Genomic DNA, 14,762 nt, shown 5'->3' with positions numbered 1-14,762 from the left:
TGCCCATATTGACGCGCACAAGCCGAAGGAAAATCTTCAGGAGACTGCTTAATTGAACTGGATCACAAACTACGTTCGGCCGAAGATCAACTCGATGCTCGGCCGCAGGGAAGTTCCGGAGAACCTCTGGATCAAGTGCCCTGAAACGGGCGAGATGGTGTTCCATCGCGATCTGGAAGAGAACAAATGGGTCATCCCGCAGTCCGGCTTCCACATGAAGATGCCGGCGAAGGCCCGTTTGAAGGATCTCTTCGACGGCGGAATCTACGAGGCCTTCCCGCAGCCCAAGGTGGCGCAGGACCCGCTCAAGTTCCGCGACTCGAAGAAGTACTCCGATCGCCTGCGCGACAGCCGCGCCAAGACCGAACTCGAGGACACGATCGTTGCCGGCCTCGGCCAGGTCCAGGGCATCAAGCTCGTCGCCGTCGCGCATGAGTTCAACTTCATCGGCGGCTCGCTGGGCATTGCCGCGGGCGAAGCGATCGTGAAGGCCTTCGAGCGCGCGATAGCGGAGAAGTGCCCGCTGGTGATGTTCCCGGCCTCGGGCGGCGCCCGCATGCAGGAAGGCATCCTGTCGCTGATGCAGCTGCCGCGGACGACCGTGGCTCTTAACATGCTCAAGGAAGCGGGCCTTCCCTATATCGTCGTCCTGACGAACCCGACGACCGGTGGCGTCACCGCATCCTATGCGATGCTGGGCGATATCCACATGGCCGAACCCGGCGCGGAAATCGGCTTTGCCGGCAAACGGGTGATCGAGCAGACGCTGCGGGAAAAGCTTCCCGAAGGCTTCCAGACTTCGGAATATCTGCTGGAGCATGGCATGGTCGACATGGTCGTCAAGCGCCACGACATCCCGGAGACGCTCGCGCGCGTTCTCAACATTCTGATGAAGAAGCCGGCCAAGGCGGTCAAGCGCGATACCGCGACGGAGTTGGCCCCGCTGCCGGTGGCCGCGAGCGCCTAGATTAGGGCTACCATCATGACGGCGACTGAGGTCAGCGAGGCGGCGCAGGAGATCGAGAAGCTTCTCGCGCTGCATCCCAAGGGGTTCGACCTTTCGCTCGACAGGATCACGCGGCTGCTTGCTGCCCTCGGCAATCCTCACGAGCGCCTGCCACCGGTCATCCACGTGGCCGGCACCAACGGCAAGGGCTCGGTCACGGCCTTCTGCCGGGCGATCCTGGAGGCCGCGGGCCTCAGCGTCCATGTCCACACGTCGCCGCATCTAGTGAACTGGCACGAGCGCTATCGCCTGGGTGTAAAGGGCGGCAAGGGCGCCCTGGTCAGCGACCCCGTGCTTGCCGATGCCGTACGCCGCGTTGCAGAAGCGAATGGCGGTGAGAAGATCACCGTGTTCGAAATCCTGACCGCGGTAACTTTCCTGCTTTTCGCGGAACATCCGGCCGATGTCGCGATCATAGAAGTCGGTCTCGGCGGACGCTACGATGCGACCAATGTGATCGCCCGGCCGGCCGTCGCCGTGATCATGCCGATCTCGCTCGATCATCAGGCCTATCTCGGCGACCGGGTCGAGCTGATCGCTGCGGAAAAGGCGGGGATCATGAAGCGCGGCTGCCCGGTGGTGATCGGCCACCAGGAGGAAGAGAGTGCGCGCGATGTGCTGATCGCGACCGCCGAACGTCTCGGCTGCCCCATATCCGTCTACGGACAGGATTTCATGGCGCATGAGGAGTTCGGCAGGCTGATCTTCCAGGATGAGAACGGCCTTGCGGATCTGCCGCTGCCGCGCTTGCCGGGCCGGCATCAATATGCCAATGCCGCGGCGGCGATCCGTGCCGTTCGGGCAGCCGGCTTCGATGTTCCCGAGGCGGCTATCGAGAAAGGGTTGGCCGGCGTCGAGTGGCCGGGACGCCTGCAGCGCCTCGCCGGCGGCAGGCTCTCGCATTTCGGCCCGCCGGGCGCCGAGATCTGGATCGACGGCGGACACAATCCGGGCGCCGGCCATGTCATTGCCGAGGCGATGGCCACCTTCGAGGAGCGCGACCCGCGACCGCTCTTCCTGATCATCGGCATGATCAATACCAAGGAACCGATCGGCTATTTCAAGGCTTTCCTCGATCTGACCGAACAGGTCTTCACCGTGCCGGTGCACGGGTCCGACGCGGGACTGGACCCGCTGGCGCTGGCCGCCGATGCGGCCGCTGCGGGACTCGAGGCCAATGCCACCTCCTCGGTTGCCGAAGCGCTCGGCCAGATCGCCGAACTCACCGACGAGGACCCGGTGCCGCCGCGTGTGCTGATCGGCGGCTCGCTCTACCTGGTCGGCGACGTGCTGGCGGAAAACGGCACGCCGCCGCGGTAGATCACGATGGTTTCAGGATAGACCCAAAATCATGAACGTGATCGATTCGAATGGATTGACGCGGGATGCGGGCGGAAAACCGACACACGTTTCGTCATCCCGCTCTAAGGTTCGGAACGAAGGGTTCGCAGTTGCCGGCCCCTCATCCGGCCTGCCGGCCACCTTCTCCCCGCAGGCGGGGCGAAGGAGACTCGCGGCAAGCGCCAGGGCAATCCCCTCTCCCCGCTCGCGGGTAGAGGGTTAGGGTGAGGGGCAGATAGCCGGCGACGCACATGGTTCAGCCGAAAAGAAAAAGCCCGGCCAAGCCGGGCTTTCGCATTGTCGAAGTGAAGTCCCGGCGGCTCAAGCCACCGCGCTCGAAATCCACGAGCTGAGCGCCGTCTTCGGTGCGGCTCCGACCTTGATGTCTGCGACTTCGCCGCCCTTGAACATGGCAAGCGTCGGGATCGAGCGGACCCCGTATTGTGCCGCGAGCTCGGGGTTTTCGTCGATATTGAGCTTGACGACCTTGACCTTGCCGGCAAGCTCGGTGGCGATTTCTTCGAGGCTCGGCGCAATCATCTTGCACGGGCCGCACCATTCCGCCCAGAAGTCGACGACGACCGGTTCGGCCGAGTTCAGAACTTCCTTCTGAAAATTGGCAGTATCGACTTTCACAGTAGCCATCGGGTGCTCCTTCGGAATGGCAGTGTCCAGATGTTGTGTCTCATGTGAGGCATCGCCACCGGATTTTCAATATCGTGTATCTCACTTTGTCGCGAGCTCTTCAAGACTCCTGTCCAGCATCGGCTCGGGAAGCACCCGGATCGCGGGCCCTTCCGTGAAGATCAGCACGCATCGGAAACGCTTGCCGGGGTAAAGAGGTTTCAGGAGTTCGCGATAGATCGCAAGCTGATTTCTGTAGACCGGCGCTATCTCTTCGGGCGTCTCAGGGATTTCGCGGTTGGTCTTGTAATCGGCGATCGTCACCATGTCGCCGGTGACGGCCAGACGGTCGATCCGTCCCGATACGGCGAAATCGCGGACCCCAAGCTTCAGGGTCCCCATCACGGAGACCTCCGCCCGGCTGTGCTCGCCGAAAAGCGGTTGCAGATCCGCATGGTCGAGCACGTCCATCACGGTTCCGGCGAGTGCGCGCCGTTCGGCTTCGGGCCAGCGTGGCACGGAGCGGGCGAGATAGCGCTCCGCCGCGGCCAGACGTTCGCGGGGGTCGACCGACGGAAGAACCTGCAGCAACCGGTGCAGGATCGCGCCGCGCAGCATCGAGAATTTCGGCGCGCTCTTGCCGGCGAAGAGGGCCGAGCCGACGATCGCTTCGGCGTCGGGATCGTCGATTGCGATGGTCGTTCCGGACGGGGCAAGAGGCCGGGGCAGCCGCCGCGGCGCGGCCGGAGGCGTGAAAAGCGCCGTCGGCAGGCCGGCTGTCGGCCGTTGCGATTCTTCGGAGCGGCCTTCGGATGTCGGGAGGTCGCGCGGCACATGCGCTTCGCGCCAGGCTATCCCCTGCCACTCCTCGCTTCCGGCGCGGAAAAGCCTCGGCGTTCCGCGGCCTTTGAGGTCCTGTGCCAGCGTCCCCTGCACCATCGAATGCCAGGTGTCGGTGTTCTGGCGCTGCCCGCGATAGCCGCAGACGATCAGGCGGTCGGCTGCGCGCGTCATGCCGACATAGAGGAGCCGGCGGTATTCCTCCTCGGCGAGCTTCTTCAGCCGCTCGTTGTCGGCGGCGATGAGCGAGTTCGGCGCCGAGCCCGGCGCGCGCCAGACCGGGACCGTGAGCGTGGAATGATCGGCCTGCGCTTTCTCCAGGAAGCGCAGGTCCGAGACCTGCTGGCGAACGAAGGCCTCGCCGCCGCCGTCGACCAGGAAGACGACCGGCGCCTCGAGGCCCTTTGCGGCATGTACGGTCATCACGCGGACCTCGTCGCGTTCCTTGTCCTGTTCGCGCTTGACCGTCGGCGCTTCGATCTCCAGCGTCGAGATGAAAGCCTGCAGGCCCGGCAGACCGTTCCTTTCATGATCGAGAGCGAAGGTGAGGAATTCGTCGAGAATATCACTGACTTCGCTGCCGAGGCGCGCCAGGAAGGCACGCCGTCCGCCATCGGCGCCCAGGACACGGGCATAGAAATCGTGCGGCAGCAGTTCCCGCGCCAGGCCGGAATAGCGCGAAAGCGTGCGGACCGCTTCATGATAACGGCTCGTCTCCTCCGCGCCCGCCTGCCGCAGCCGCCGCCAGAGACTTTTGCCCTCGGTCCGCCGGGCGGCGAGTTCGAAGACATCCTCCTCGCCAAGATCGAGGAGCGGGCTCTTCAGCAGTGCCGCGAGCGACAGGTCGTCCTCGGGCAGAAGCACGAACCGGCCGAGCGCGATCAGGTCCTGCACGGCGATATGGCTGGTCAGAACCAGGCGGTCCGCGCCGGCGACCGGGATATTGCCCCGCCGCTTGAGGGCGCGCGTCAGGGCGTTGACGAAGGCGTCGCGTTTGCGGACCAGCACGATGACGTCGCCGGGCCGCATCGCTCGGCGCACGCCTTTTTCGATCACCGTCTCCCGGCCGATCCAATCTTCGAGGACCGCTGCAATGCGCCGGGCGAGGATGTTGACCGGCGCGCGCTCGGGCGTCGCGTCGAAAGGAGCGGTCCAATCCTCTTCCGAAGCCGCCGGCTCGGGCGCGATCACATCCCAGAGGTCGACGGCACCGGGCTGGCCGATCCTGTTCGAGGCATGCACGATCGCCTCGCTCCGGGCGCTCAGGCCTCTCGCATTCCCGGAATTTGCAAAGACCGTATCGACGGCGGAGAGCACGTCCACCGTCGAGCGGAAGGAAAGCTGCAGGCGGATGGGGCTGAAGTGCTTGTTGCCCGCGCGCACCCGCCGCTCCGTCAACGTGCTCTCACGCGAAAAGCGCTCCGGCCGGGCTCCCTGGAAGGAATAGATCGACTGCTTCTCGTCGCCGACGGCGAAGATCGTGCGGTCGTCCGCACGCGCCGTTTCGCCGGCAAAGAAATCCGCCGCGAGCGACTGGATGATCGTCCACTGCGCGGGACTCGTATCCTGCGCCTCGTCGACGAGGATATGGTCGATCCCCTGATCCAGCTTGTAGTGCACCCAGGCACCGACGTCGCTTCGGGCAAGCAGTGCCGCCGTGCGGTTGATGAGATCCTCGAAATCGAGCTGGCTGCGTGCCTTCTTGAGCGCTTCGTAGTCGCGGTTGAGCCTCTCGGCGAGAATGAGGGCGGCGCGGGTCGCCCCGTACATCTGGACGATGCTCAGGCGGTCCACGCAGGCGAGCATATGGCTGCGCGCCTCTTCGACCCTGAGTTCGAGCTGCGGCGCTGCACGGCGCATGGCGGCGTTCAGAAAGGCCGATTCCGCCTTCGGCTTGCCGCCGCCGTTGAAGAAGAGTTCCACAAGTTTGGCATAGCGGGTGGCGGCGTCCTCGATCGCGCGGACGGCCCGCAAGCCGTCTGCGATGGCAGAGGGCTTCGCGCCGCCGAGGCGCAATCCAAGGTCGATATAGTCATCGAGTGCCGGGCCATTTAGCCCCGCCAGCGGCCAGACCGCGGCCATGACCGTCCCGGCGGTCTCGCCGGGTTCGAGGCCGAGCGCTGCCCGCAGATGCGCTTCCATACCGCCGCGTCCGGAGGCGTGGTCGAGAAAGGCCTGGATCGGCGCCCGGTTGGCGACGATCGCCGCAAGCAGTTTTTCAAGCCCGGTATCGTCGGCAAGATCGAGGACCGTGGCGAAGGCCTCCGCCAGTTCCCCGTCGCTCGCTGCTGCCGTGGCGGTCAAGAGAGCCCTGCGGGCATCGGCGAGCAGCACCGCCGCTGCGCGGTCGTCGAGAACGGAGAAATGCCCTGCGACATTGGCCTCGAGCGGGAACTGGTGCAGAAGCGCCTCGCAGAAGGCATGAATCGTCTGGATTTTCAGCCCGCCCGGGGTTTCCAGGGCGCGCGCGAACAGCCGGCGGGCCTCCTGGATCTTGGCCGTGGGCGGCCGCTTGCCTTCGATCGCCTCGATGCGCTTTTCCAGCGTGGTATCGTCGAGGGTCGCCCATTCGGCGAGTTTCTCGAACACGCGGTTCGACATCTCGGAGGCGGCCGCCTTCGTGTAGGTCAGGCAGAGGATGGCGGACGGCCGGCAACCCGCAAGCAGAAGCCGGATGACGCGCTGCGTGAGCACATGCGTCTTGCCGGAGCCGGCATTGGCGGAAACCCAGGCGGAACGCGCGGGATCGGAGGCGAGCGCCTGCCGTTGCGTCGTCCAGTCGAGCCACCCCTCGGGGCTTCTCTCCTCCGGGCCTGTCGCATCACTCCTCATCGTCGTCCTCGCCATCTGCGGTCGCCCATTCGGCGACGCGCGCCAGATGATCGTATTCCCCGCCGTAGTCGCGTTGTTTCTGAACGATCAGGCGCGAGGCGAAGCCGAACTTGCCGCTCATAAGCGCGGAAAGCAGCTTGCGGAGCTCGGCGAGCGACTCGTCCGCCAGTTGTCCGGTGGATTTCGTCTCCTTCGAACGGGCGCCCTCGTTGTTGACAGTGTCGACGGCAAATCGGCTCCCCGGCTTCAGCCGGACATAGCGCAGCGAGTGCGGCTGAGCCGGCCCGATCACATGGAATGCCCCGGCCCTGAGCGCCGCCGCCTCGAGCGCCAGCTGCGGGTCGAGAAGCGCCCGTGCCTCTTTGGGCGAGGGGCTCGATCCGGTCTTGTAGTCGATGATGTCGATCGTTCCGTCCGCCAGGCGATCCAGCCGATCGGCGATGCCGGTCAGCCGGATATCGCCGATGCCGAGATCCATCGCCGCCGGTACCTCGGTGAACGATTTCACAATGCCGTGCCGGCGCTCCCGTTCCCATTCGAGGAACGCCCTTCCGACCGCCTGGAAGCGTGGCCGCCAGATGGTGTCGATATGCGCAGGCAGTTTCTCCTCGTCGAAGGCCTCGTCGGTGAGCCGGATCATCGCTTCCTCGCCCTCGCGCGCCGCCGGGTCGAAGCCGCCCTTCACGAATCGATCGACGATCCGGTGATAGAGCAGGCCGCGTTCGGCCGCACCCGGATCGCGGTTGAACGGTTGGATCGGTTCCAGCCGGAGAATGCGCCTCGCGTAGACGGCATAGGGATCGCGGCGCAGCCGCGTCACTTCGCTGAAGGAATATTTTCGGGGCTGCAGCTCCGCGGGAGGCTTCGGTTCCGGCCGCTCCGACAACGGCTGACGCTCGCCTTGGTCGAGAATGCGCATCCAGTGGAGATAGTCGGCGCCATTTGCCTTGAGCAGCGCCGTCAGCCTCTCGCCGCCGAGCGCCTGAAGGCGCTGCAGCCATCGGGAAGCCACCGTCGGCGCGGATCCCTGACGCATGGAGCGCGAAAGGATCAGCCGGCGGGTGCCGCAGGCCATCTGGAAGTCATGCGCGAGCTGGCCGATGCGCCGCTCCGGCGGCTCCAGACCGATACCCGCCTTCATCGTTCGCGAAAGGAACGGATCGTTCGACGTCTGCCCGGGCCAGGTGCCCTCGTTCATGCCGCCGAGCACCACGAGGTCCACGCTTTGCAGGCGCGATTCGAGCGCTCCGAAAATGAAGACGCGGGGATGGCGCATCGACCGCGGCTTGACGGCTTCACTTGCGGCAAGCGCCTCGAGAATGTCGCACCATTGCGGCCCGTCGGCCTCCATCTGGCCATCGGTTTCGATGATGCCCCTGAGGAGCGTCGCCAATATTTCGCCGGCTTCCGAAGCCCAGAGGGCGCCGAGATTGCCTTGCTCGTCGATCGCGGCCGCCTCCAGAGCGCGCCCCGTACGCTCCGCCCAATTCGAAAGGGGCAGCACGGTCGAGCGGTGACGGCCGGTTTGCGGATCGGCAGAGAGAGTGCTGGACAGGGGGCCGACCGCCGAGGCTATCCGGCGTGCGAGTGCGCGCGCCATGGCGATATCGTCCGGGCCGATACCCGTTCTCCAGGGCGGCGGGTGCCGGTCGGTCTTCTGCCTGTCGAGCGCCTTGTCGAGGACCGCTTCCAAGGCCGAAATGTCGGCCGCATCGGTGCCGCCGCGCAGGGCCGCGAGCTCCAGCACGTCCGCAGCTCGGCGCGCATCGTCCGCCGTCTGGCCGAAGCGCGCCAGCGGATGCTTGAGGAGTGCGACCAGGGCGACCGGGTCGTCGGGCCTGAGCGTTGCCTCCAGCAGCAGCCGGGCAAGTGCGCCCGCCGGCGTCGCCGAGAGCGGAATGCCGGCGGAATCGTCCGCCTCTATACCGAAGCGGGCAAGCTCGGTGCCGACCCGACGCGCAAGGCCTCGATCGGGGGTGATGAGCGCCGCCTGGCTCTCCTCGTCGGCTTCGAGCGCGAGCCGAAGCGCGATCGCGATGGCGGTTGCCTCTTCGCGTTCGTTGGCCGCTTCGATCAGCGCCACATCCGCAAAGGCGGAGAGGAGTCTTTCCGCATCGAAGCTCCGGCGGGCCTCCATCCAGACGTCAGTCGCGTCGGCCGGCAACAGCGCCCGCGAAAGGACCGCGCTGCGATAGTCGAGATCATCGGCAGCGCTCGCAAGGGCGGGCACGTCCCCGCGTTCGATGCCCATGCGCTTGAGCAGACGATGAAATCCATATTGCGGGTGGGTGCGGCTTGCCGGGTTCCTTGCAGAAGTGCCGGAGCCGGACGTCTCTCCCGCGATCAGCCGCCACTCCGCATCGCTCATCGATCCGTCGAGGCCGGGGAGCACGATCGTACCGTTCGGCAGCGTCTTGACCGCGGCGATCAGTGCGGCCGTCGCCGGGATCGAACCGGTCGAACCGGCGATGATGATCGGTCCGCTCACTTTGCCGGCGGCGATACGCTGGGTCTCGGCCTTCAGCACTGCATTGCGGTGGCGTGCGGGCGAGGAGTGCTTGAGTTCGGCCAGCCGCTCCGGCCAATAGGTGCGGGCGATCTTGAGGAAGGCGAGCGTCAGTTGCCACCAGAGCGCATGTTCGCCCCCGTCGAGCCCGTCGAGGGCATCCCAGTCGAGTTCCTCGGTCTCGATCGCATCGATGAGTTCGGCGAGGTTCCGCGCGAGCCAGATGGCGTCGGCAGGGCTTGCCGGAGCGATCAGCGGGCTTTCCGCGTGGATGTCGAGGACCACCTGCGGCAGGCGGTTTCGCCAGGCGAGAATGAGGCGGCCGAGTTCGATGAGCCGTGCCGTTCCCGAAAGCGGCGGCGCGAGGTCGAGGATCGCCGGCACCTCGGCGTCGAAGAAGCCGCTGTCGTCGTCGGTCTCGCCGAGCGCCCGGATCATCGGCAGGATCGCCGAACGGCCGCCGAGCAGATCGACGAATTCCGAACGCAGCACGCGGGCGGAGCGCCGGGTCGGCACGAAGATCGTAACACCGGCCGGTGCCAGCGGCTGCGCCGGATCGTAGCGGAAGCCAGGGGTCAGCTCGCCATTGCAGAGCCTTTCCGCGACCGTCCTCAGAAAGGGCAGGCCAGCTGGAATCGTGAAGACGTTCGGATGTCCGGGCACCTCATCCCTCCGGCCGGAAGCGGCGGATCGCAGCCTCGGCCTCCGCTATGGCTTCCGGCGAGCCGACGGTGATCCAGTGCCCTTCGAGCATCAGGCCGAAAAGGCGTCCCCGGGCGATCGCCCGGTCGAAATAGATGTTGAGGTTGAACGCCTCGTCCGGCGCATCGGCAAGCAGCGCTGCGTCCATGGCGATCGCGCCGGCATAGACGACGGGATTTTCCATGCCTTCTTCATAACGCGTGAGCCGGCCGTCTTCCGATAGCGAGAAATCCCGTTTGCCGTTGTGCCCGGTCGTGTCCTCGAGACGCACGCAGAGCAGCGCCATGTCCATGCGCTCCGGATCGAAGAACTCGGCAAGCTTTTTCAGGTTGCACGGTTGCCGCGGTTTTTCGCCGATCCAGAAGAGGTCGGCATTCATCACGAGGACGGGCCCGCCATCGAGCAGTTTCAGGCCCTTCGCGAGCCCGCCGCCGGAATTCATCAGCGCGTCCCGCTCGTCCGAAATCAGGATATGCGGCACCTCCCGCCGGCCGAGGTGCTCCTCCATCTGGCCGGCGAAATGATGGACGTTCACAACGGCCCTGGTCACACCCGCGGCGGCGAGCAGATCCAGCACATAGTCGATCATCGGCTTGCCGGCTATCCTGACCAGCGGCTTCGGCAGCGTGTCGGTGACCGGCCGCAGGCGGGTGCCCAGTCCGGCCGCAAGCACCATGGCATTGGTGATGGGCATCGTATCCTAACGGTTCGCTGATTCGGGAGCGAGGATTCCAGCCTTAATGCACCATTCGCGCAAGGGTGTCAGCACCTGATGGGAGAGCGCATGCTCGAGATAGGCAAAGGTGCGCGGCATGTGCTTCATGTAGCCGGGCTTGCCGTCGCGCTCCTTTAGCCGCACCCAAATGCCGGCGAGCTTGCAGTTGCGCTGAGCGGCCATCAGATGCCAGTCGCGCCGGAAGGTCGCCTCGTCGAAGGGACCCAACTCCCGGCGCTCGGAGATGTAGGCAGTCATCATCCGCTTGGCGAGATCGGGCTCGATCGTCACGCGCGCATCCTGCACCAGCGAGGCCACGTCATAGGCCGTCGGCCCGATCATCGCGTCCTGGAAGTCGATGATGCCGATGCGGTCGAAGCCGGCGCGGTCCTGACGCCAGAGAATGTTCGGCGAGTGGAAATCGCGCAGAAGAAGGTTCTTCTCCGCGGAGGCGAGAACGTCGATCAGTCCATCCCATACGGCGAAGTATTCCCGCCGCTCATCGTCCGAGGCAGGCCGCCCCCGTTTCCACGGGAGATACCAGTCGACGAGCAGACTGGTTTCGATCCTGATCGCCGTCCGGTCGAAATCGGGGATGCTGTGCACGACCCCTTCAGCGACCGCGATGTCGCGCTCCGCGGGCTGGGCATGCAGCCGGGCGAGAAGCCGCGCGCCTTCGATGTAGCGCTCCGCGACGGGGCGGCCATCGGTGTCGAGGATGCCTTCGGATCCAAGATTTTCGATGAGCAGCAGACCCTGGTCGAGGTCGCGCGCGTAGATCGCCGGTGCGGCGAAACCGCGTTTGCGCAGGAGTTGCGAGATCGCGACGAATGGGACGACGTCCTCGGCGATATGGGCGAGCTGCTGGTAATACTTTCCGTCCTGGAGGATAGGTCCCGGCTTGTGTCTCGGCGCATCCATGAGAATCTTCGCCGGCGCACCATCCTGGGTGTCGATGCGTTCATAGGCCCTGATCGAAGCATCGCCGCTCAGGTGGCGCCGACGGGCGTAGGGATGGGCTGCATCGATAAGGAACTTGCGAATGGCAAGCGAGCGGGTGATCCGTTCGAAAGCCGCGTCCGGAGCCGTCAGGTGAATGCGCCGCCCGTCGTCTTCATGCGAGAAGGTGAGCGTGATCCGGTCGGCCGGAAGTGCCTCCTCGGCCTTCTCCGGCCATTCGACGAGACAGATGCCGTCGGCGAGCGCCTCGTCGAAACCGAGCTCGTCAAGCTCGGATGCGTCCGCGAGCCGGTAGAGATCGAAATGAGCGACCGGGATCCTGAGGTCGTAGCTTTGAACCAGGGTGAAGGTTGGGCTCGGCACCTCGAGCGTCTCGTCGTCGGCCATTGCCCGGATGAAGGCTCTTGCGAAGGTCGACTTTCCCGCGCCGAGATCGCCCGAGAGCGCGACGCATTCGCCGGCCTTCAGCGCCAATGCGAGATCTTCGCCGAATTCGATGGTGGCGGCCTCGTCCTTCAGCAGACGTTCGAGAGATTTCATTTAGTTCATCTATTCCGCCGCGATGACCTTCGGCGCTTCGGCGGAGGGAATGCGGCAGGTTACTGCCGTACCTTCACCCTCCTTGCTGCGGATCGAAACATTGCCGTGGTGAAGGCTGACGAAGCTCTCCACAATGGACAGGCCCAGACCCGCGCCGCCGCGCTGGCCGTAGCTTTCGAAGCGGTTGAACACGGTGTTGAGAACGTCCTGCGGGATGCCCGGTCCGGTGTCGGTGACGGAGAAGGCGAAGTCGCTCCCCTCGCGCCAGCATTTGAGCTCGATCGTGCTCCCGTCCGGCGCGAAATTCGCCGCATTGGTGAGAAGCTTTATGAAGATCTGCTTCAGCCGCTGCTGGTCCGCGGTGATGCGGCCGAGATTGTCGGGTGCATCGGTTCGAAGCGACACGCCGCTCTCGACCAGCCGGTCGCCCATCTGCTGCGTCACATCGTCGATCAGGTCGATGAGATTCACCTCCGAGAGTTCGAGCTCGACGATGCCGGCATCGACGGTTGCAAGATCGAGGATGTCGTTGACGATCGTGAGAAGCAGCGACGAGGAGGTGGCGATGTGGTCGACATATTCGGCCTGGCGCTCGTTGAGCTCGCCGAAGACCGGCGTTTTCAGAAGGTCGGCAAAACCGATGATGTTGGTCAGCGGCGAGCGCAGCTCGTAGGAGACGTGGTGCACGAAATCGTTCTTCAGCGCATCCGCCTTGCGCAGCGCCTCGTTCTTCTCGGTGAGTGCGCGCTCGACGCGGACGCTGTCGGTGATGTTGACGAAGGTCAGCATCGTCTGGGCATTGGGCAGCGGAATGACCGCGTAGTCGAGGATGAGGCCGGTGCGCAGCTCCAGAATGCCGCGGCTCGACGGCCGCTCGTCGTCGAAGCTGGTGATGATATGGGCGAAGCGCTTCCAGCCGTCGGGCTGGTCGTAGGAGGCGAGGCAAGCCTGCTCGATCGCGCGGATATGGGTGCCCGGCTGCGCCTCGGTCTCGCTGATGCCCCAGATCGCCCGGAAGGCCGGGTTGGAGAGCCGGATGCGGCCGTCGGGGCCGAAAACGGCGACGCCCTCGGCGAGATGGTCGATCGTTTCGCCCTGGACCTGGACCAGCGTGTTGTAGCGCGTTTCGAGATCGACCCGTTCCGTCAGGTTCTCGAACACCCAGGTGGCGCCGCCCTGCGGCCGCGCGGTGGCGAAAACGCGGAGCGTCTGGCCGTTCGGCAGGTGCCAGAGATCGGACTGCGTATCGATCGCCTGATAGACGGAGAGCGCACTCGTCTTCCATTGCTTCCAGTTGAGCTGCTCCGGCAGCTTGCCGCCGGCACGCAGCCGATCGAGCACCTCGCCGTTGTCGGGCTTGCGCTCGAGGAATCCCATGTCGAGATCCCAAAGCCGCTGGAAGGCCTGATTGTAGAACTGCAGCCGCTGATTGCCGTCGAAGATTGCCACCGGCGTTGCCAGGTGTTCGAGCGTCTCGGCATGGCTCTTGAGCGTCCGCGCCAGCTCCTCGCGCACCGCCTCGATGCCGGAGACGTCGATTGCGATTCCGGCGGAGCCGGCGGGCGTGCGGGCGTCCACGACGTCGAAGAACGTCCGGTTGCCCCTGACCACCGTCGAAACCTTGTCGCGGAAAGGCGTCTGGAGCGTCGAGACCGCCCGGATACGCTCGCGGGCCGTGGTCGCAAGCAGCTCGCGCTCTTCGGCGACGGCCGTGCTCGCGCTCTGGGTTTCGACCGCATTGGCATAGGCCGCATTGACCCATTCGAGCCTGCCGTCTCCTCCGCGCTGCCACGCGGGAAGATCGACCGCGTCGAGCAGCGTGCGGAACGTCGAAAGCGAAGAATGCAGCTGGTCGCGCTCGAGCTTCAGCTCGGCGAGTTCGGCCCTGAGATTGTTGAGCGCGATGAAGCGCACGAAGGCCCGCCCGCCGGATACCCGGCCCTGGGCCTCGAGTACCTCGTTGCGCTGGGTTTCGAGTACGAGATCGAAGCTCTGCGCCTGGGCACGCAAGGCCTCGATCGCCTTTTCGAGCTGGCCTGCCGATTGTGGCTTGATCCAGCGGCCGAAGGCGAGAAAGTCCCGGTCGTCCTGCGGCGCGCCGGTTTCGGCCGGAAGCTGACCGAGGAATTCGGGGCGCTCCGCTAGCCCGTCCCAGATCACGATGCGCCTGTTCTTGTCGGCAATGAGAGCCTGGAAGCGGGAAATGCGCTGGTTCGCGTCGGATAGATTGGAACGAAGCTCGCGGTTCTCGGCCTCGATGTTGCCGCGCTGGCGGATGAGCCAGATCGCCGAAATCATGGCGGCGGAAATAACGCCGATCAGGACGGAGAACGTCACGACCTCGGAGGTGCCGAATATGCTTCTGCCGGGATCGGTGGCCTGGGCTGCGGCATCGCTTGCCGCAAGCAGTACCGTTCCTGCAAGGAGCCGCTTGATCAGTCTCGGCGCCCCCAGCCGTCCTGCAGAAGACATGGTTTCATGTGTTTTCACGGCGCCGTCCCCGTTCGTCCGGAAAGTGCCGGCGACCTTGCGCCCCCGCGCGCCGGAGCCCGTTCAAAGGCTCCTGTCAGTTCCGATTGCATCTCCGGTCTGTCTCCGTCTGTTTGCCGCCTGTCCGACAAGACATCCCATTTCGACCGCGCCAGCCCGGAAAGACCGCGCTGGCATAACGAATCGATAAGCTAAACATACTTCTT

The 14,762-nt window shown here is 65.2% G+C and carries 8 protein-coding genes; 2 read left to right on the top strand and 6 right to left on the bottom strand.

Annotated features, from left to right (window positions below; translation table 11 throughout):
- Positions 1–52 precede the first annotated feature (52 nt).
- Positions 53–967, top strand: coding sequence for an acetyl-CoA carboxylase, carboxyltransferase subunit beta (accD, locus tag M1D43_RS13390; RefSeq protein ID WP_003536448.1), 915 nt, complete (start codon positions 53–55; stop codon positions 965–967).
- Positions 968–982: 15 nt separating this feature from the next.
- On the top strand, positions 983–2,326 hold the full coding sequence (locus M1D43_RS13385; protein ID WP_003536449.1) for a bifunctional folylpolyglutamate synthase/dihydrofolate synthase: 1,344 nt from the start codon (positions 983–985) through the stop codon (positions 2,324–2,326).
- A gap of 342 nt (positions 2,327–2,668) precedes the next feature.
- Here M1D43_RS13385 and trxA read toward each other — a convergent pair whose 3' ends face one another.
- The 6 genes from trxA to M1D43_RS13355 all read right to left on the bottom strand — a co-directional run bounded on the left by trxA (position 2,669) and on the right by M1D43_RS13355 (position 14,556).
- Entirely contained in the window at positions 2,669–2,992 is a 324-nt protein-coding gene (trxA, locus tag M1D43_RS13380) for a thioredoxin (RefSeq protein WP_003532034.1), read from the bottom strand.
- A gap of 81 nt (positions 2,993–3,073) precedes the next feature.
- Positions 3,074–6,643, bottom strand: a complete 3,570-nt coding sequence (gene addA, locus M1D43_RS13375) for a double-strand break repair helicase AddA (RefSeq protein ID WP_153314014.1) — start codon at positions 6,641–6,643, stop codon at positions 3,074–3,076.
- Positions 6,633–9,812, bottom strand: a complete 3,180-nt coding sequence (gene addB, locus M1D43_RS13370) for a double-strand break repair protein AddB (protein ID WP_318854045.1) — start codon at positions 9,810–9,812, stop codon at positions 6,633–6,635. The genes addA and addB overlap by 11 nt, the downstream gene beginning before the upstream one ends.
- Before the next feature lies 1 nt (position 9,813).
- The gene (locus tag M1D43_RS13365) at positions 9,814–10,545 is read right to left on the bottom strand and encodes a nucleotidyltransferase family protein (protein ID WP_153314011.1); all 732 of its coding nucleotides are present in this window, start codon (positions 10,543–10,545) and stop codon (positions 9,814–9,816) included.
- A gap of 6 nt (positions 10,546–10,551) precedes the next feature.
- Positions 10,552–12,066 (bottom strand): bifunctional tRNA (adenosine(37)-N6)-threonylcarbamoyltransferase complex ATPase subunit type 1 TsaE/phosphotransferase, encoded by a 1,515-nt coding sequence (locus M1D43_RS13360; RefSeq protein WP_010968311.1) that lies wholly within the window; start codon positions 12,064–12,066, stop codon positions 10,552–10,554.
- A gap of 9 nt (positions 12,067–12,075) precedes the next feature.
- Entirely contained in the window at positions 12,076–14,556 is a 2,481-nt protein-coding gene (locus M1D43_RS13355) for a sensor histidine kinase (RefSeq protein WP_127597758.1), read from the bottom strand.
- Between the last annotated feature and the right edge of the window lie 206 nt (positions 14,557–14,762).

It is taken from the genome of Ensifer sp. R1-3 (assembly GCF_056739175.1).
The sequence above is the reverse complement of the archived record's forward strand: the minus strand, read 5'-3'. Positions and strand labels throughout refer to the sequence as shown.

What these genes read in the sequence shown, in the direction of transcription:
- trxA (WP_003532034.1), bottom strand. Translation starts at nt 2,992, where the DNA reads ATGGCTACTGTGAAAGTCGATACTGCCAATTTTCAGAAGGAAGTTCTG.
- M1D43_RS13365 (WP_153314011.1), bottom strand. Translation starts at nt 10,545, where the DNA reads ATGCCCATCACCAATGCCATGGTGCTTGCGGCCGGACTGGGCACCCGC.
- addA (WP_153314014.1), bottom strand. Translation starts at nt 6,643, where the DNA reads ATGAGGAGTGATGCGACAGGCCCGGAGGAGAGAAGCCCCGAGGGGTGG.
- M1D43_RS13360 (WP_010968311.1), bottom strand. Translation starts at nt 12,066, where the DNA reads ATGAAATCTCTCGAACGTCTGCTGAAGGACGAGGCCGCCACCATCGAA.
- M1D43_RS13385 (WP_003536449.1), top strand. Translation starts at nt 983, where the DNA reads ATGACGGCGACTGAGGTCAGCGAGGCGGCGCAGGAGATCGAGAAGCTT.